Genomic DNA, 16,063 nt, shown 5'->3' on the forward strand with positions numbered 1-16,063 from the left:
TTTTTACGTTTCCTTAACGCCGATGAGAGTAGCGTCCTGTTGTGATCTGTCCCAAATGCCAAAGCAACATGCGCACGTTCGACCGTCACGGCGTGCACATCGAGCGGTGTGACGGGTGCCAGGGCATCTTCCTGGACCGAGGCGAGCTCGAGCGCATCGTCGAAGCCGAGAAGCGCCACTACAGCTCGACCCCGCCGCCCGACCCGCAGGCCCCGCCGCCCTCCGGCGGCTACGTGCCCCAGGGCCAGCCCCGGCCGGGCTACCCGACCCCCGGGTACCCCGACTCCCCCCGCGGATACCGCCCCGGCTACCCGGACTCCCCGCGCGGCTACAGCGACTCGCCGCGCCCCTACCGGCGCCGCCGGAAGAGCTTCCTCGAGGACCTCTTCGACTAGAGAAACCACCCCGTGCACCCGCTGATCTGTACTCACTGCGGGGAATGGGACCCGACCCCCGACACCTCGTCGGGGGTCTCCGTGTTGCTGTGCCGCTTCTGCGGCCGCACCCGCCCCTTCCTCCGCCTCCCGCTCTACTGCGTCTCCGGCCCCAGCGGCACCGGCAAGTCCACCGTCGCCGGGCTGCTGCTGGAGCGCCTGCGGGACCGGTTCGTCGTGCTCGAACAGGACCTGCTCTGGGTGGGGGGCCTGCGCGACCCCGCCGACCACCACCGCCTGTTCCGCTCCACCTGGCTGCGCACCGCCGCCATGGTGCAGCAGAGCGGGCGGCCGGTCGTGCTGTGCGGGACGGTCGTCCCCCCGGAGTTCGAGCCGCTGCCCGAGCGGGCGCTGTTCGACGGCGTCCACTACCTGGCGCTCACCTGCGACCCGCGGGTGCTGGCGGAGCGGCTGCGGTCCCGGCCCGCCTGGCGGGAGTGGGACGAGGAGCGCATCGCCGAGACCCTGGAGTTCGCCGCCTGGGTGGAGCGCGAGGCCGACCGGCTCGAACCGCCGCTCACCCTCGTGGACACCACCGACGCCGGACCGGAGGCCACCGCCGACCGCGTCGCCGCCTGGGTCGGGGACCTGGACGCGGCCCGGGTCACCGGTCCTTGAAGTAGCGGAACAGGTGCTCTTCCCGGACCAGGGCCGTCGCGGCCGCCGCACCGACCAGCGCCGCGAGCACCGCCGCCACCGGGCCGCGCACGTCGATCAGCACCGTGTCCCACGGGTCCGCGGGATTGCCGACGTGCGCCGCCACCACCAGCGCGCAGCCCGCCAGGGCCAGCCCGGCCAGTGACCACACCGCGGTCTCCAGGGCGGTCCCGGCCAGCAGCGCCCGCCGCGACACACCGACGTGGAGGGCGCCCGCCAACTCCAGGCGGCGCAGCCGGACGGCCACGAAGCCCAGCACCAGCCCGGCCAGGGCCGCCGCGGGCGGCGCGAACCTGGTGGGGCGCTCGGCGAACGCCGCCGCTCCGTCGAAGGTGGCGCCCAGGCTCGTGTTGAGCTGGCCCAGGGTGACGGACAGGCTCGGGTCCGCGCCGGGGCGCACCGCCCAGCGGAGCAGTTCGTCGGCCTCCTCCGTGGGCGGGCGCACGTCCGCCCAGCACTGGTCGAACACCCCCGCCGCGGGCTCGGGCACCAGGACCGCGTAGCCGAGGCGGCTGTCGCGCCCGTCGTCGGGGTAGTCGAACACCCCGGCCAGGGTCACCGTCCCCGAGTCGGTCTCCAACCGCTGCCCCGGGCCCACGCCCAGGGTCTCGGCCGTCCCGGTCGACACCCACACCCCCGAGGCCGCCTCCGCCCGCACCCCCAGTACCGACGCCATCCCCGGCGTCACCCGGTAGGCGGGCAGCGGGTTGTCCGGCATGGCGGCCAGGCGCAGGGAGCCGTCCTCCGCGAGCGCTCCGGAGGCGCCGATCCCCGGGACGCCGGTGAGGGCGTCGCAGGCGCTCCCGGCGACGTTCCCGGCGACGTTGAGCACGCGGACCGAGGCGCCCGCGGCGGTGAACTCGGCCGAGCGCTGGTGCAGCCCCACGATCGCGCGCGCGTCGGCGACGGCGAGGGCACCGACGACGGCCGCCAGCGCGAGGGCGAACAAGGCGGCCCGGGTGGTGCCGGTGCCCAGGTTCCGCCGCACCTCTCCGATCAGTTCGCGGACGTTCATCCGGTGCCGCCGGGCGGGGTCGCGGAGCGGAACGCCCTGCTCGGCGGCGGTGTCCTGGGGTGGCTTCTCACGTGGGTCTCCCGGGGGTCGCAGGGTCCGCGGAGAGCCGGTGCCCGGTTCCGGGTTACCCTGGTGGCGGTGGGACCGGGCGAGTGCGTTTCGTCCGGTCCCACACCTTTTCTGTGGCTTCTGTGATGGGGCGTTCCGCGGCTTCCGCGGCGGCGCGGACCGCGCGCTCGACCGGTGCTCAGGCGTCGGCGCGCGTCCGCTCCTGGAGGTCGATGACGTGCGTGCAGGCGTCGCGGGTGCGGGGGTCGTGGGTGGCGATGACGACGATGGTGTCCGTCCGCGCGATCGCGCCGAGCGTGGCGTTGACCGTCTCGGCGGTGCGCAGGTCCAGCTGGGCCGTGGGTTCGTCCACGAGGAGCAGGTCGGGCGCGGAGCACACCGCGCGGGCGAGCATCAGCCTCTGGGCCTCGCCGCCGGAGAGCCGTCGGAAGGGCCGGTCGGCGACGGCGTCCAGCCGGAAGTCGCCCAGCACCCGCCGGGCGTGCTCCTCGGCCTCCTCCCGCCGGCGGCCCCGGGCCAGCAGGGGGAGCACCACGTGGTCCAGGGCGGTGCGCCCCGGGACGCCGTACGGGTTCTGGAACACCCAGCCGGTGCGCTCGACACCGACCGGGTCGACGCTCCCGGCGGTGGGGGCGACCCATCCGGCCAGGATCGACAGCAGGGTGGACTTCCCGCAGCCGGAGGGGCCGCACAGGCCGGTGATGTGCCCGGGCGCGAGGGTGAAGGACAGGTCCTCGAACAGCATGGGGTTGTCCCCGAAGCGGTGTCCGAGCCCGTGGGCGGTCACGCTCCTTTCGCTCACGCGCCCCCCTCGCAGGAATCCCCGGTCAGGGCCGGGCCGAGGTCGACGTCGGCGGGCAGGTCGGCCCCGTCCTCCTCGGGGACCACGACGGTGCTGCCCACACCGGAGCCGATGATCCGCACCGGGTGGAAGGAGCCCTCCGAGCGCAGGCATCCGGTGTCCCCGGCCACGGCGAACAGCGCGCCGGGCGGGACCCGGGCGGCGTCCACGGGCTCGGCGAGCGCGACGGAGCCGGTGAGCGGTTCGCCCTCGCCCGCCACGGCCGCCCGGGCCTCGGGGGTGTCGGCCAGCTCGCGCAGGAATTCGGGATCCTCGGCCAGGCCCTCGGCGTCGACCGGCCCGGTGACCCCGGCGACGGTGAGCAGCCGGTCGCCGGGCACGTCCAGGTCGGGGACCGAGCCCAGGCGGGCGGCCTCCAGAGCCCCGGGCACACTGGCGAAGGCGCCGCCCGCGGACGCCTCGGAGCCCGGCAGGGCCTTGCACTCCTCGAAGGTGACCTCGGAGGAGGGCATCCAGAGCACGTCGGCGAGGGCGACGGAGCCGGTGGGGTTCCCGATCCCCGCCTCGCGCTGGAACTCGCGTACGGCCTGGTGGGTCTGCCAGCCGTACACGCCGTCGACCGCCGTGGCGTGGCCCAGCCGGTCCAGTTCCTGCTGGAGCGCCCGCACGTCGCCGCCGCGGCTGCCCCGGCCGAGGTCGCGGTACAGCGGCATGGACGTGGCCAGGGCGACCACGGGCCGGTCGTCCACCCGGGCGGCCTCCTCACCGGAGGCCAGGACCGTTCCGGGCACGCACGCGGAGGAGGTGACCCGGCCGGACCCTCCGAAGGCGAGGTCGAGGGTGGGGGTGACGGTCAGTTCGACCTCGACGCTGCGCGCGTCGTCGAAGGGCTCGCGCAGGACGGGGGCACTGTCGATGTCCGCCGCGGCGGCGAGGTCGGGGGGAGGATCCGGGGGACGGAGCAGGAATCCTGCGGTACCTCCGGCGGTGAGCAGGAGCAGCGCGGACAGCAGCACCGTCCCGCTGGGGCGAGTTTTCACGTGCGCTTCCCGTGGTCGGTTCGCGGGCGGGGGAAGGCCCGGGGCGGAGTGGTGGGAGGGGGCGGTGGGACGCGGGGAGGGCCGGGAGGGTCATTCGCCGACGCTGCCGCCCTCGCCCCCGGAATCGTGTTCCATGCCGGCCTCGGCCAGGCAGTCGGTGAACGCCTCGTTCCCCACGTCGATGGAGGCGTCCTCCGGCGGCGACATCATGTCGGCGCCGAGCTGCTCGACGGTGTAGGACTCCGGCGCCAGCCCGGCCTCGATCAGGCAGTCCACGGCGGCGTCCCCCTCGGGGCCCAGGTCGACGGCCCCGCCGACGTTGGACTCCTCGGAGACCCCGCCCTCACCTTGGGTAGCGGATCCGTCGACGGACACCGATCCGCCGGGCTCGGAACCACTCCCGCCCGTGCTGCACCCGCTCGCGAGGAGTGCCGCGGCGGAGATGCAGAAAAGGGCGCGAAGAAGGTTTTCCTGATTCTTTTTCATGTTTCTTTCCTCGTTTTTCTCAGCCGACCGATATGGCGAATCCAGCCATGTAGAGACAGAGGTTCGCCGCTTCGTCGGAAGGGTCGAACGGGGCGTCGGCGAAAACATTCTCCAGGTCTTCGTCGAACTCTTCGGGGGTGTAGGAGTCGGGTTCGACGATCCCCTCGTCCTCCAGGCACTGGATGGCGGCCAGGCGGGGGTCCTCGATGCCCTCGGGGTTGCCCAGCTGGAGGGAGTACGCGCTCTCGATGAGCAGGATCGTGCCCTCGGCGCAGTCGGCGCTGGTCTCCATGTGGGCGTTGGTCGCGGCCTCGTAGGCCTCCTGGTCCCGGGGGTCGGCGTCCACCTCCCAGTCCGTGAGCTGGTAGAGCCCGTTAGGGAGCTTGGTGTAGGTCTCCCGCAGGCCCGCGGCCTCGGCGCACTCGGTGTACCGGTTGAAGGCCTCCTCGTAGTCCTCCTGGGTGACGCCGCCCTCCTCGATGGCGCGGTCGAGCACCTCCTGCTCGAAGTCGGTCCCGGCCCTCTCCCGGAGGGCCTCGAACTCGGTGAGCAGGGCCGGGCTCAGCGGGCTCTCGGCCTCGCCGGCGCCGTCGGCGCAGGCGGAGAGGGCGAGCGTGAGTAACAGTGCGCAGCCCAGGGCGCGCGCGTTCGTGGTGATCGCCATGGCGGTCGGGGGTTCCCTTCGGTCCTCCCGCGGTCCGCGGCGCGGGCCGGCCCGCCGGGGGCGGGACCGGGCGAGTGCGTTTCGCCCGGTCCCGCCGGTCAGCGGCGGCTCAGGTCACGGGCCGGTCGGGTGTCAGCGGAAGGCGTATCCGGCCACGCGGGGGTAGGAGCCGTAGCTGTCCGCCGCGCGGGCGCTGGAGCTGCGGGTGGTCCATCCGGTGGCGGCCGAGTAGTCGCCGTGGGTCGCCCAGGAGCGGCCCTGGTAGCTGCAGTCGGCGGTGTTGGTGCGGCCCCAGGAGTAGGACGGGCCGATGGTGGCGGCGCCCCAGCGGCAGGCCGCCTCGGCGGGGGAGGCGGTCGCGACGGTGGTCGCGAACCCGCCGCCCAGGAGCAGGGAGAAGGCGAACAGGGTTCCGGCCGCCCGCGCACCGATTCGGGTGCGCAGGACGCCGGAGCCGGACTGGCTCGACATGCTGGTTCCTTTCGAGATTTTTGTTTCATGCAGCGCTGCATTTCGTTTCTACCTGAGCCGGGTCAAGGAATTCAATGGTGATTTCATGTCCGGATCACGCCAGTCGCGGTAAGTTAGTGAAAGATTTGATATAAGTCGGGGGTCCGGGGTGTGGTCAAGGGTGCTCACGAAAGGTTCCGCAGGTCTTGCGCGCGGTCATGGAACTCCGTTCGCGTTACTCTGTGTGACTGTTCTGGCCGGATGCGGACGGTGACCGTCCGGTCCGTTCCGGGCCGACAGGCGGACCGGGGTGAGCACGAGGGCGAGGAGGACGGACGCGGCCACCACACCCGCGAGGCACACGGACACCAGCGGCCACGGCACCACCAGCGGCCAGGTGGGGTTGGCGAACCCCGCCCGGTAGGTCTCGGCCGCCACCCGGGCGGCGCCGATCCCCGTTCCCGCCGCCGCGCCCAGCAGGACGCCGGCCGCCGCGACCACACCGCTCCGGGCGGCTCCGAGGGCGCGGCCGGTGCCCGGCCCCGCCCCCACCGCCACCAGCGTCGCCGCGTCCCTTCGGGAGTCGGCGGCGGCGAGCCGTACGGACACCAGGCTCGAACCCACCGCGACCACCGCGGCCAGCCCCAGCACCAGGGCCATCTGCCGGGTGCGCGGGGAGGAGTAGGGGCGCTCCACGAACAGGTCCGCCCCGGTCGCCTCGCGCACCGCCGCACGGGCCCGGTCGACCTCCGCCCCGGCGGGGGCGCGCGTGGTGCCGGCCGCCATCCCGACGGTGGCCGCCGCCAGGCCCCACTCCCGGGCCACCGACGGCGGGACGACCAACTCGTACTGGGCGCTCGGCCAGTCCACGACCGTCGCGGGCACCTCCAGGACCCGGCCCGCGTCGGCCGCCCCGGGAACGTCCGGGACCTCGCCGTCCCGCATCCAGGCGAACTCCACCCGCGCGTTCCCGTCGGCCCACAGGTCCAGGTCGCGGGTGACGACCACGCGTCCCGCCGCCAGCGCCCGGGCGGCCTCCTCGGCGCCGGGCAGGCCCAGGGCGCGCACGAGCGTGCCGTCGTCCACCAGCGGGTTGACCCCGCCCTCCGTCTCCCACCACTCCTGCCTGTTCCGGTCGCCGTTCTGCTTCATCGGCGCGCAGTCGGGCGAGTCCAGGGGGACCCGCTCCGGCACCGGTTCCGTCCTGATGCTCACCGGCGGCCACACCGCCCAGTCCGGGCAGGGCTGCTCCGGATCCGGCAACGGGTGCACCCACAGCGGGGAGTCCGCCATCAGGACCGGGACCGGGTCGTGCACGGGCAGGTGGGCGGTGAGCGCGGACGCCGCCTCGGACGCCTCGCCGTCGCCGACGGGGTCGGGGAAGCGGACCATGACGGTGTCCGGCGCCGCCCGGGGGCGGTGCTCGGCCCCCTCGAAGGCGACCGCCGACGCGGTGGTGACGGCCACCGCCACCAGGAGCGCCGAGGCGGAGGCGACCACGGCCACCGCCATCGTGGTGCGCTCGCGGTTGCGCCCCGCGTCGCGCAGCGCGAGCCGCCACACCAGGGGGAGGCGGTGGGCGGCCCCGGAGAGCGCGCCCACCAGCGCGGGGGTCCACAGCAGGAGTCCGAGGGAGGCCGCGAGGGCCCCCGGCACGAACAGGTCCGAGCGGGGCAGGGCGAACGCCGCCGCGACCAGGGCCGTGCCCGTCGCGAACAGCAGGGCGGACAGCGCGGCCCGGCCGCGGCGGCGCGCACCCGGGCGGGGCGGGCGCCCGGCCAGTACCGCCGCCGGATCGGTGCGCCCGGCCCGCAGCGCGGGAGGGAGCGCGGCCACCACGGACACGGCGACCCCCAGGGCCAGGAACAGTGCCGTGTGCGTCGCCGGCAGGACCAGTTCCGGGTACTGGGCGTCGCCGCGCGACCGCAGCACCGCCGCCACCGCCCACACCCCGCCGGCGCCGAGCGAAGCGCCGATCACTCCGCCGGCCGCCCCGACGGCCAGGGCGCCGCAGAGGACGATCCGCCGCAGGGTCCGCGCGTCCCCGCCCTGGGCGGCGATCAGGGCCAGGGTGTGCTCGGTGCGCCGAGCGCGCATGGCGAACGCCGGCCCGATGACCAGGCAGGCCAGCAGGCAGGCTCCCGCCACGAGCCCGGTGTACGGGACCAGCGAGTCCGGCGGGGCGGCCGTCGGCTGTCCGGCCAGCAGCGGGACGTCGGCGTCCGGAGGCGGATCGAGGACCACCGCCCGGCTCACCGCGGAGGCCCCCGCCGCGTTGATGTCCAGGACGCCGCCCCAGGTCAGCGGTTCGTCCCCGAGGACGAACCAGACAGCGGAGGCGGCGGGGGACTCCACCGCCTCCCCGGTGTCCAGCAGGGTCCCGGGGGCCAGCACCGCCTCCGCCGGATGCCGGGTGGCCCGGTAGGCGCCCACGACGGTCACGGTCGCCGAGCTCCCGTCCCCGGCGACCAGCTCCATCTCCGTGCCCTCGTCCAGCCCCAGGCGGCGGGCCAGCCCCAGGCCGACGGCCGCCTCGCCCGGCCGCTCGGGGGTGCGCCCCCAGGCGGGGACGAACATGCCCGACAGCGGGCCGCCGGTGGGCGACTCCAGCGCGGTGAGGTCCTCGGTGGCCCGGCCCCCCGACGAGGCGCGGACCGGGCCGGCGGCCGCGTCGACCAGTTCCGACCCCGGGGGCAGCAGGTCGAGGAGGAGGTCCTCGTACTCGGCGCGGGACAGGTCCAGTTCGGAGTCGCTGCCCGCGAGCACGATGTCCTCGCGCGGGCTCTGCGTCACCTCCCCGGGCGTCTGCCAGGTGATCCGCGCCTGCGCGCCGTCGCCGAGCATCATCCGGGCGAAGGTCCCGGGTGAGGCCGCCGAGGAGAGCAGGAGGGCGTCGGCGGCCACGGTGCCGCCGACGACCAGGGCGACCGCGGCCGTGGCGAGGGCGGTCACGCCGCGGTGGCGCAGGGCGTCGCGGCGGGCCAGGCGCAGCGCCGCGCGCCAGGGCGCGGTGCGGGACGGTGCCATCACTCGTCCCCGTCCGGTACGGGCCCCACCAGGGACTCCAGGCCCAGGCGACTGCCGGTGGAGGTGGTGATCCGGCCGTCGCGCAGGAACACGGTCCGGTCGGCCCAGGCGGCGTACCGGGAGTCGTGGGTGACCATCAGGCCGGCCGCACCGCGGTCCACGCGTTCGCGGATGACCGAGACGACCTCCTCGCCGCTGCCGGAGTCCAGGGCGCCGGTGGGCTCGTCGGCCAGGAGGAGCCGCCGGGAGCCCACCAGGGCGCGGGCGATGGCCACCCGCTGGCGCTGCCCGCCGGACATCCGTTCGGGGAACCGGTCGTCCAGACCGGCCAGGCCCACCTCGGCCAGGGCGGCCCGGGCCTGGCGGCGGGCGGCCCCGGCCGCCGTCCCGTCCAGCTCCAGGGGCAGGGAGACGTTCTCGGCCGCGGTGAGGGACGGGATGAGGTTGAAGTCCTGGAAGACGTAGCCGATCCGGCGGCGGCGGAGCCGGGAGAGGGCCCGTCCGTCGAGGTCCGCCAGGTCCTGGCCGCCGACCGCCACACTGCCCTCGGTGGGGGAGTCGAGGCCGCCCGCGAGGGTGAGCAGCGTCGACTTGCCCGATCCGGAGGGGCCCATCACGGCGACCAGTTCGCCCGGGGCGACGGCCAGGTCCACGGCGGTGAGCGCCGCGACCCGGGCCGGGCCCTCGCCGTGGACCCGGCCGACGCCTCGCATGAGCAGTTCGGGGGCGGCGTCGTTCACGCGCGCGTCCGGGGGTGCCGGTCCGAGGGCTCGGAGGGGGCCGTCGGGGCGGAGCCGCGGTGCCCGGCGGCCCGGGTCAGGCGCGCCTCCACGTGGTCCAGCCACTGCATCTCGGCCTGGGCGGAGAAGATCAGGGCGTCCAGCACCAGGTGCCAGGCCAGGTCGTGGTGGGGGTCGGCGTTCCCGCCGCCGGTGCGCTTGAGCCGCGTGTAGTCCTGGAGGCCGCGCAGGGTCTCGGCCCGCTGGGCGTCGACGAGGGCGTGGACGTCGACGCCCGGGGTGGTCACGGCCAGCGCCAGCTTGAGGGAGAGCTCGTCCCGGGTGGGGGCGCCGCGCCCGACCGGGTCGCGCCACCAGCTCTCGACCTCGGCCCGGCCCGCATCGGTGAGGGCGTAGCGCTCGGGGGCGTCGGGATCGTCGTCCTCGACCGCGGCCACCAGGCCGTCGCGCTCCAGGCGCTGGAGGGTGGTGTAGGCCTGGCCGATGTTGAGCGGCCAGGTGCCTCCGGTGCGGGCCTCGAATTCGCTGCGCAGCTGGTAGCCGTGGCGGGGCCCGTGGACGAGGAGGGCGAGCAGTCCTTGGCGGACGGACATGGGAACACCTACTTATCGGGTAACTAGCGTCAGGCTACTTACCCGGTAAGCACCGGGCCAGGGGGTGGCCGGATCCGGTCACCGGGAACGGCGAGGGGCTCCGGACCGTGCGGTCCGGGGCCCCTGGGCCGTATTCGGCGGATCGTTCCGGGTCGCGGCCGCGAGGCCGCCTCTCACCGCGCCGGTCGTCCTGCGAGAGATCGCCCCGCGGCCGCTCCCGGCGTTCGGCGCGAGCGCCGGAATGCTCGAGAGCATCCACCGAACACGCCCTCGCGCCGTGTCGGGATCAGAAGTCGAAGCCTCCGAAGTCGCCGCCCCCGCCGAAGTCGCCCCCGCCGAAGTCACCGCCCCCGAAGTCGCCCTCGGCACCGACGTCGCCGGTGGCGTCGCCCATGCCCATGCCCATCCCCATGCCCATCATGGACCCCATCATCTGGCCCATCATCATGCCGGTGAACATGCCCATCATCATGTCCATGCCGAAGTAGCCGCCCGCGTAGGGCGAGTAGGCCGGGCCCGCGTCGTAGTACGGGACACGGCGGCCGTCGACCTCGACCATGCGCACGTCGTCGGGGTTCATGCCGCTCTTGACCGCCTGGGCACAGGACGCGCAGGCCGTGACCGAGCGGGGCGAGCCGCCGGGCGGGGCCCAGGTGACGTCCTCCACCGACGGGCCGTGCTGCGGGTTGAAGAAGCAGGGCCCGCGCCGGTCCGGCACCGGCGTCCCGTTGAGCCGGGCGCGGGTGGCCGTCATGTAGTAGCGGCCGTCCTCCAGGGAGTTGGTGACCTGGCGGATCTCCTCCGGCTCGCGGATGGTGTCCAGCCGGGTCTTGGCCTGGTCGTAGGCGTCCATGGCGCGCGAGTAGTCGGTGCGGGTCTCGTCGTCGACCGCGGACAGGTCGATCTCCAGCCGCGCGACGTCCTCGCCCAGGCGCACGACGTCCTCGGTGGCCATCTGCTTGATCTCGGCCAGCTGCTTGGCCTTGAGCTCCTCGCGCTTGCGGCGGTTGTTGCGGACGACGAGGAAGATGCCGCCCGCGACCAGCACCGCGACGACGAGCAGGATCCACAGCGTGGTGGTCCCGGCCGCGGCGGCGTCCTCGACCTCCTGGGCGGCGTCGGGGACCGCGACCAGGGTGTCGACCTGGTTGCCGCCCCCCTCGCGCAGCGCGACCTCGCGGATGGCCTCGGTGTCCTCGACGTTCGGCGACAGGACGCGGAACTCCTCCGAGCCCGCCAGCACGCCGTACAGGCCGTCGCCCACGTCGGACATGACCGGTTCCATCAGCGCGTTGAGCGCGGAGTCGGAGCCGACCGCGTCGGTGGGCAGGATCACGTAGTAGACAGGGGTGTCGGCCCCGGCCGCGGCGGCCTCCAGGGCGCTCTCCTCGGCGGCGGGGATGGCGTCCCCGACGGCCGGGTCGATGAAGACGCCGTCGTCCTCCAGCTCCTGGACGATGGCGTTGCTCTCCGGGGGCTGCACGGTGTCGGCGGCCGCGGGCATCACCGCGGCGCTCACCACCGCGGTCGCGATCCCGGCGGTCAGCACAGTGGGTGTTACCAAGCGGCGCAACATGTCGTTCCTCTCGCTTCCCTCACACTCCAGGGACGAACGGGGTGCCCCCGGGGTTCCCATCGTGACGGTTCTCTCCGGGGACGCGAAACGGCCCGCCGGTGTTCCGGCGGGCCGTTTCGGCGCAGGGTGCGGAAGGGCTACTCCTTCGCGGCGCCCGCGGGCACCTTGGCGACCTCTTCGGCCTCCTCGCGGTCGGCCCCGTCCTCGGCGGCGGGCTCGTCCAGCGGCACGAACCCGGAGGCGTCGCGCGGCGCGTTGTAGCGGGCCACGTCCAGGATGCCCTCGCGCTTGGCGACGATCGCCGGGATGAGGGCCTGGCCGGCCACGTTCACCGCGGTGCGGCCCATGTCCAGGATCGGGTCGACGGCCAGCAGCAGGCCGACGCCCTCCAGGGGCAGGCCCAGGGTGGACAGGGTCAGGGTCAGCATGACCGTCGCGCCGGTGGTGCCGGCGGTGGCGGCCGAGCCGATGACCGACACGAACACGATGAGCAGGTAGTCGGTGATGCCCAGGGAGATGTCCGGGAAGAACTGGGCGATGAAGATCGCCGAGATCGCCGGGTAGATCGCGGCGCAGCCGTCCATCTTGGTGGTCGCGCCGAACGGCACCGCGAACGCGGAGTAGTAGCGCGGCACGCCCAGGTTCTGCTCGGTGACCCGCTGGGTGACCGGCATGGTGCCCATCGAGGAGCGCGACACGAAGGCCAGCTGGATCGCGGGCCAGGCCCCGGTGAAGTACTTGACCGGGGACAGGCCGTTGACGCGGGCGAGCACCGGGTAGACGGCGAACAGCACCAGGGCGAGGCCGAGGTAGACGGTCAGCGTGTACTTGCCCAGGGCGCCGATGGTGGTCCAGCCGTAGCTGTAGACGGCGTTGCCGAGCAGGCCGACGGTGCCGATCGGGGCCAGGCGGATGATCCACCACAGGGCCTTGAGGACGACCTGGAGGGCCGACTCGGTGAACGAGATGAACGGCTCGGCGGCCTTGCCGGTCTTGACGGCGGCGATGCCCAGGACGATCGCGATGACGATCAGCTGGAGCACGTTGAAGCCCAGCGAGGTGCTCAGGGTGCCGTCCTCGGCGGCGGAGGTGTCGGCGGCCAGGCCGAGGAAGTTCGCGGGCACCAGGCTCTCGATGAACGCGAGCCAGGAACCGCTGCCGGAGGGCTCGGCCACGGTGCCGGGGTCGACGGAGCTGTTCACGCCGGGGCGGACCACCAGGCCCAGGGCGATGCCGATCGCCACCGAGACCAGGGCGGTGACGGCGAACCACAGCAGGGTCTTCCAGGCCAGCCGCGCGGCGTTGGTGACGTTGCGCAGGTTGGCGATGGAGGAGATGACGGCGAGGATGATCAGCGGCGGGACGACCGTCTTCAGCAGGGAGACGAACGTGCTGCCGATGGTCTGGAGGGTGACGGCGAGCCAGTTGGGCTCCTCGCCGGCGGGGCCGATCTGGAGGGCGACGAAGCCCAGGACCAGGCCCAGGACCAGGCCGAGGAGGACCTGGACGCCGAACGACGGGAGCCGCAGGCGGCGCCGGGGCTTGACCGTGGCGGTCTGTGCGGACACGGAAGTGACTCCAAGCGGTGGGTGCACCGGAGCACGGGCACGCCGCGGCGGTCGGCCTGTGGGCGTGCGGATCTCCGGCTCGGGGAATGTGTGCGGGTGTCACCGGAGAAGAGGTGACGTGCGGAGGCCCGCCCCGGAGAGGGCGGGCAGGGGAAGGGTGTGCGGCGCTTCGCCCGGACGGGCGCGCGTGGACCTAGCTACACGCCTGACAACCGCGACGGCACAGGTCGATGTGCCAGCGGCGGGTCAGTCCCCAGATGTTCGTCACAAGGGGGAACGATATACGCCCTTTCCTCCCTTTTCCAGGGGGGTTCGGTCGGGGTTTCCCACATCCGATGACCGGATCGCCGTCCCTATCGGACTTCCCGCAGCCCGGCCCGCCCCGGGGTGCGGCGAGAATCACCCTCCGGCGGGTGTCGGTGGCATGATTTCCGGATACCACCCCGGTGAGGTGATGGACATGGCCACTGTCGGCGATGAGAACGATCCGATGATCGGAGACGAGATGTCCGCACCCACTGTGGCGAGGGCCGAGACCGCCGGCGAGCCGTTGCCGTGGTCCCTGCTCCAGCCCCCTCCCGGCGGGTTCACCGCCGAGGACCTGGACCGCATCCCGGATCTTCCGCCGCACACCGAACTCATCGACGGAAGCCTGGTCCTGGTGAGCCCCCAGAAGCTGTTCCACATGCTGGTCATGGACGTCCTGCGCGACGGCCTCAAAGCGACCGTCCCCGATCACCTCAAGGTGGCGTGGGAGTTCTCGGTGGTCCTCGCCGAGAGACAGCGTCCGGAGCCCGATGTGCTGGTCGTGCGCAAGGAGGCGTTCGCGCGGCTCGAACAGACCTGGTTCCCGCCCGAGGCGGTGGAACTCGTCGTCGAGGTGGTCTCACCGGAGTCGGTCGACCGCGACCGGGAACGCAAGCCGCAACTGTACGCCAAGGCGGGGATCCCGCACTTCTGGCGGGTGGAACAGGAAGGGGACGAGGCGGTGGTCTACGTCCACGAGCTGGATCCGGCCCGCGGTGAGTACGGAAAGCCCTCCATCCACCGCAAGAGGTTGGAGCTCTCCGTCCCGTACCCCGTCGACATCGACCTGTCCGACATCCTGAACCGCTGAGCCGACACGGAGCGGGGAGGCACCGGCGGTGCCTCCCCGCTCACGTTCAGGGCCCTAGGCGTCCTTGATCTCGCAGATGACGGCGCCGTTGCCGACGGCCTCGCCCGGGCCCACCTTCAGGCCGGTCACGGTTCCGGCCCTGTGCGCGGCCAGCGGCTGCTCCATCTTCATGGCCTCGATGACCACGACCGTGTCGCCCTCGGACACCTCCTGGCCCTCGGCCGCGACGACCTTGACCACGGTGCCCTGCATCGGCGACACCAGCGCGTCGCCGCTCGCCGCGGCGGCCGTGCCGCCGCCGGAGCGGGAGGCGCGCTTTTTGCGGCCGCCCGCCGGGGCGGGGGCCGGGGCCGCGCCCACGTTGAGGGAGGCGGGCAGCACCACGTCGATGCGCTTGCCGCCGACCTCGACGGTCACGGTCTCGCGCGCGGCCGGGGAGGCCTCGCCCGGCGTGCCCGCCCAGGGCTCGATCCGGTTGTCGAACTCGGTCTCGATCCACCGGGTGTACACCCCGAACGGCTCGTCCGGGTCGGCCGGTGCGAACGCCGGGTCGGCCACCACGGCCTGGTGGAACGGGATCACCGTGGGCATGCCGCCCACCGTGAACTCCGCCAGCGCCCGGCGCGCCCGCTCCAGCGCCTGGGTGCGGGTGCGCCCGGTGACGATCAGCTTGGCGACCATGGAGTCGAACGCCTGCGGCACCGTGAACCCCGCCTCGCAGCCGGTGTCCACGCGCACGCCCGGCCCGCCCGGCAGGGCGAACTCGGTGATGGTGCCCGGCGCGGGCATGAAGTTCCGCCCCGGGTCCTCGGCGTTGATCCGGAACTCGAAGGAGTGCCCGCGGACCTCGGGGTCCCCGTAGCCGAGCTCCTCGCCGTCGGCGACGCGGAACATCTCCCGTACCAGGTCGATCCCGGTGACCTCCTCGGTCACCGGGTGCTCGACCTGGAGGCGGGTGTTGACCTCCAGGAACGAGATGGTGCCGTCCACCCCGACGAGGAACTCGCAGGTCCCCGCGCCCACGTAGCCGGCCTCCTTGAGGATGGCCTTGGACGCCGAGTACAGCCGGTCCATCTGGTCGGGGGTCAGGAACGGCGCCGGGGCCTCCTCCACCAGCTTCTGGTGGCGGCGCTGCAACGAGCAGTCGCGGGTGGACACCACGACGACGTTGCCGTGGGAGTCGGCCAGGCACTGGGTCTCCACGTGCCGGGGCTTGTCGAGGTAGCGCTCCACGAAGCACTCGCCGCGCCCGAACGCGGTGACGGCCTCGCGCACCGCGGACTCGTAGGCGTCGGGGACCTCGTCCAGGGTGTGGGCGACCTTGAGCCCGCGCCCGCCGCCGCCGAACGCGGCCTTGATCGCGATGGGAAGCCCGTGCTCGCGCGCGAACTCCACGACCTCGTCGGCGGAGGCGACGGGGTCGGGGGTGCCCGCGACCAGGGGGGCGCCGACCTTCTGGGCGATGTGGCGGGCCTGGACCTTGTCGCCCAGGGCGGTGATCGCGGAGGGGGGCGGCCCGATCCAGGTGAGCCCGGCGTCGATGACGGCCTGGGCGAAGTCGGCGTTCTCGGCCAGGAACCCGTAGCCGGGGTGCACGGCGTCGGCCCCCGACTCGGCGGCGACGGCCAGCAGCTTGCCGATGTCCAGGTAGGAGTCGGCGGGGGTGGAACCGCCCAGGGAGTAGGCCTGGTCGGCGACCTTGACGTGCAGGGCGTCCAGGTCGGGTTCGGCGTAGACGGCGACGCTGTCCAGCCCGGCGTCGCGGCAGGCGCGGGCGATGCGCACGGCGATCTCGCCGCGGTTGGCGATCAGAACTTTACGCACG

General features: G+C 73.7%; 15 protein-coding genes. 3 read left to right on the forward strand and 12 right to left on the reverse strand.

Going from position 1 to position 16,063, the window contains the following annotated elements:
- Positions 1 to 41 precede the first annotated feature (41 nt).
- Both ACFVNO_RS02230 and ACFVNO_RS02235 read left to right on the forward strand, forming a co-directional pair.
- Entirely contained in the window at positions 42 to 395 is a 354-nt protein-coding gene (locus tag ACFVNO_RS02230; RefSeq protein WP_220564894.1) for a zf-TFIIB domain-containing protein, read from the forward strand.
- Positions 396 to 407: 12 nt separating this feature from the next.
- The gene (locus ACFVNO_RS02235) at positions 408 to 1,052 is read left to right on the forward strand and encodes an AAA family ATPase (RefSeq protein ID WP_355256301.1); all 645 of its coding nucleotides are present in this window, start codon (positions 408 to 410) and stop codon (positions 1,050 to 1,052) included.
- On the opposite strand, the gene ACFVNO_RS02240 is transcribed toward ACFVNO_RS02235, so the two are convergent.
- The 11 genes from ACFVNO_RS02240 to ACFVNO_RS02290 form a co-directional block, all read right to left on the reverse strand.
- Positions 1,039 to 2,106 carry a hypothetical protein gene (locus ACFVNO_RS02240; protein WP_355256304.1) on the reverse strand — a complete coding sequence of 356 codons (1,068 nt, stop codon included), beginning with the start codon at positions 2,104 to 2,106 and terminating at the stop codon, positions 1,039 to 1,041. The two genes, ACFVNO_RS02235 and ACFVNO_RS02240, sit on opposite strands and share 14 nt — an antisense overlap.
- Positions 2,107 to 2,353: 247 nt before the next feature.
- On the reverse strand, positions 2,354 to 2,977 hold the full coding sequence (locus ACFVNO_RS02245) for an ATP-binding cassette domain-containing protein (RefSeq protein WP_355256307.1): 624 nt from the start codon (positions 2,975 to 2,977) through the stop codon (positions 2,354 to 2,356).
- Positions 2,974 to 4,017 carry a peptidoglycan-binding domain-containing protein gene (locus tag ACFVNO_RS02250; protein WP_355256310.1) on the reverse strand — a complete coding sequence of 348 codons (1,044 nt, stop codon included), beginning with the start codon at positions 4,015 to 4,017 and terminating at the stop codon, positions 2,974 to 2,976. The genes ACFVNO_RS02245 and ACFVNO_RS02250 overlap by 4 nt, the downstream gene beginning before the upstream one ends.
- A 90-nt stretch (positions 4,018 to 4,107) precedes the next feature.
- Positions 4,108 to 4,392, reverse strand: coding sequence for a hypothetical protein (locus tag ACFVNO_RS02255; protein WP_378888560.1), 285 nt, complete (start codon positions 4,390 to 4,392; stop codon positions 4,108 to 4,110).
- A 130-nt stretch (positions 4,393 to 4,522) separates the two neighbouring features.
- Complete coding sequence (locus ACFVNO_RS02260) at positions 4,523 to 5,167, reverse strand: hypothetical protein (protein WP_355256316.1); 645 nt, start codon at positions 5,165 to 5,167, stop codon at positions 4,523 to 4,525.
- Positions 5,168 to 5,299: 132 nt separating this feature from the next.
- On the reverse strand, positions 5,300 to 5,638 hold the full coding sequence (locus ACFVNO_RS02265) for a hypothetical protein (RefSeq protein WP_355256319.1): 339 nt from the start codon (positions 5,636 to 5,638) through the stop codon (positions 5,300 to 5,302).
- Between the two features lie 195 nt (positions 5,639 to 5,833).
- On the reverse strand, positions 5,834 to 8,644 hold the full coding sequence (locus ACFVNO_RS02270; protein WP_378888564.1) for a hypothetical protein: 2,811 nt from the start codon (positions 8,642 to 8,644) through the stop codon (positions 5,834 to 5,836).
- Positions 8,644 to 9,384, reverse strand: a complete 741-nt coding sequence (locus tag ACFVNO_RS02275; RefSeq protein ID WP_355256325.1) for an ABC transporter ATP-binding protein — start codon at positions 9,382 to 9,384, stop codon at positions 8,644 to 8,646. Before ACFVNO_RS02275 ends, ACFVNO_RS02270 begins: the two co-directional genes overlap by 1 nt.
- Positions 9,381 to 9,977 (reverse strand): PadR family transcriptional regulator, encoded by a 597-nt coding sequence (locus ACFVNO_RS02280; protein WP_355256328.1) that lies wholly within the window; start codon positions 9,975 to 9,977, stop codon positions 9,381 to 9,383. Before ACFVNO_RS02280 ends, ACFVNO_RS02275 begins: the two co-directional genes overlap by 4 nt.
- Before the next feature lie 286 nt (positions 9,978 to 10,263).
- Positions 10,264 to 11,553: a chemotaxis protein CheA gene (locus tag ACFVNO_RS02285; protein ID WP_370634661.1), complete on the reverse strand. Its 1,290-nt coding sequence runs from the start codon at positions 11,551 to 11,553 to the stop codon at positions 10,264 to 10,266.
- Between the two features lie 137 nt (positions 11,554 to 11,690).
- Positions 11,691 to 13,121, reverse strand: a complete 1,431-nt coding sequence (locus tag ACFVNO_RS02290) for a dicarboxylate/amino acid:cation symporter (RefSeq protein WP_378888569.1) — start codon at positions 13,119 to 13,121, stop codon at positions 11,691 to 11,693.
- A gap of 460 nt (positions 13,122 to 13,581) precedes the next feature.
- Here ACFVNO_RS02290 and ACFVNO_RS02295 point away from each other — a divergent pair, with 460 nt between their 5' ends.
- Positions 13,582 to 14,238 (forward strand): Uma2 family endonuclease, encoded by a 657-nt coding sequence (locus ACFVNO_RS02295; protein ID WP_355256334.1) that lies wholly within the window; start codon positions 13,582 to 13,584, stop codon positions 14,236 to 14,238.
- Positions 14,239 to 14,292: 54 nt separating this feature from the next.
- On the opposite strand, the gene ACFVNO_RS02300 is transcribed toward ACFVNO_RS02295, so the two are convergent.
- Positions 14,293 to 16,062, reverse strand: coding sequence for an acetyl/propionyl/methylcrotonyl-CoA carboxylase subunit alpha (locus tag ACFVNO_RS02300; protein ID WP_378888572.1), 1,770 nt, complete (start codon positions 16,060 to 16,062; stop codon positions 14,293 to 14,295).
- Position 16,063 lies beyond the last annotated feature (1 nt).

The sequence above is a fragment of the Nocardiopsis sp. NPDC057823 genome (assembly GCF_042797335.1).
GTDB lineage: Bacteria > Actinomycetota > Actinomycetes > Streptosporangiales > Streptosporangiaceae > Nocardiopsis > Nocardiopsis changdeensis.

What these genes read in the sequence shown, in the direction of transcription:
- ACFVNO_RS02270 (WP_378888564.1), bottom strand. Translation starts at nt 8,644, where the DNA reads ATGGCACCGTCCCGCACCGCGCCCTGGCGCGCGGCGCTGCGCCTGGCC.
- ACFVNO_RS02280 (WP_355256328.1), bottom strand. Translation starts at nt 9,977, where the DNA reads ATGTCCGTCCGCCAAGGACTGCTCGCCCTCCTCGTCCACGGGCCCCGC.
- ACFVNO_RS02265 (WP_355256319.1), bottom strand. Translation starts at nt 5,638, where the DNA reads ATGTCGAGCCAGTCCGGCTCCGGCGTCCTGCGCACCCGAATCGGTGCG.
- ACFVNO_RS02240 (WP_355256304.1), bottom strand. Translation starts at nt 2,106, where the DNA reads ATGAACGTCCGCGAACTGATCGGAGAGGTGCGGCGGAACCTGGGCACC.
- ACFVNO_RS02285 (WP_370634661.1), bottom strand. Translation starts at nt 11,553, where the DNA reads ATGTTGCGCCGCTTGGTAACACCCACTGTGCTGACCGCCGGGATCGCG.
- ACFVNO_RS02295 (WP_355256334.1), top strand. Translation starts at nt 13,582, where the DNA reads ATGGCCACTGTCGGCGATGAGAACGATCCGATGATCGGAGACGAGATG.
- ACFVNO_RS02260 (WP_355256316.1), bottom strand. Translation starts at nt 5,167, where the DNA reads ATGGCGATCACCACGAACGCGCGCGCCCTGGGCTGCGCACTGTTACTC.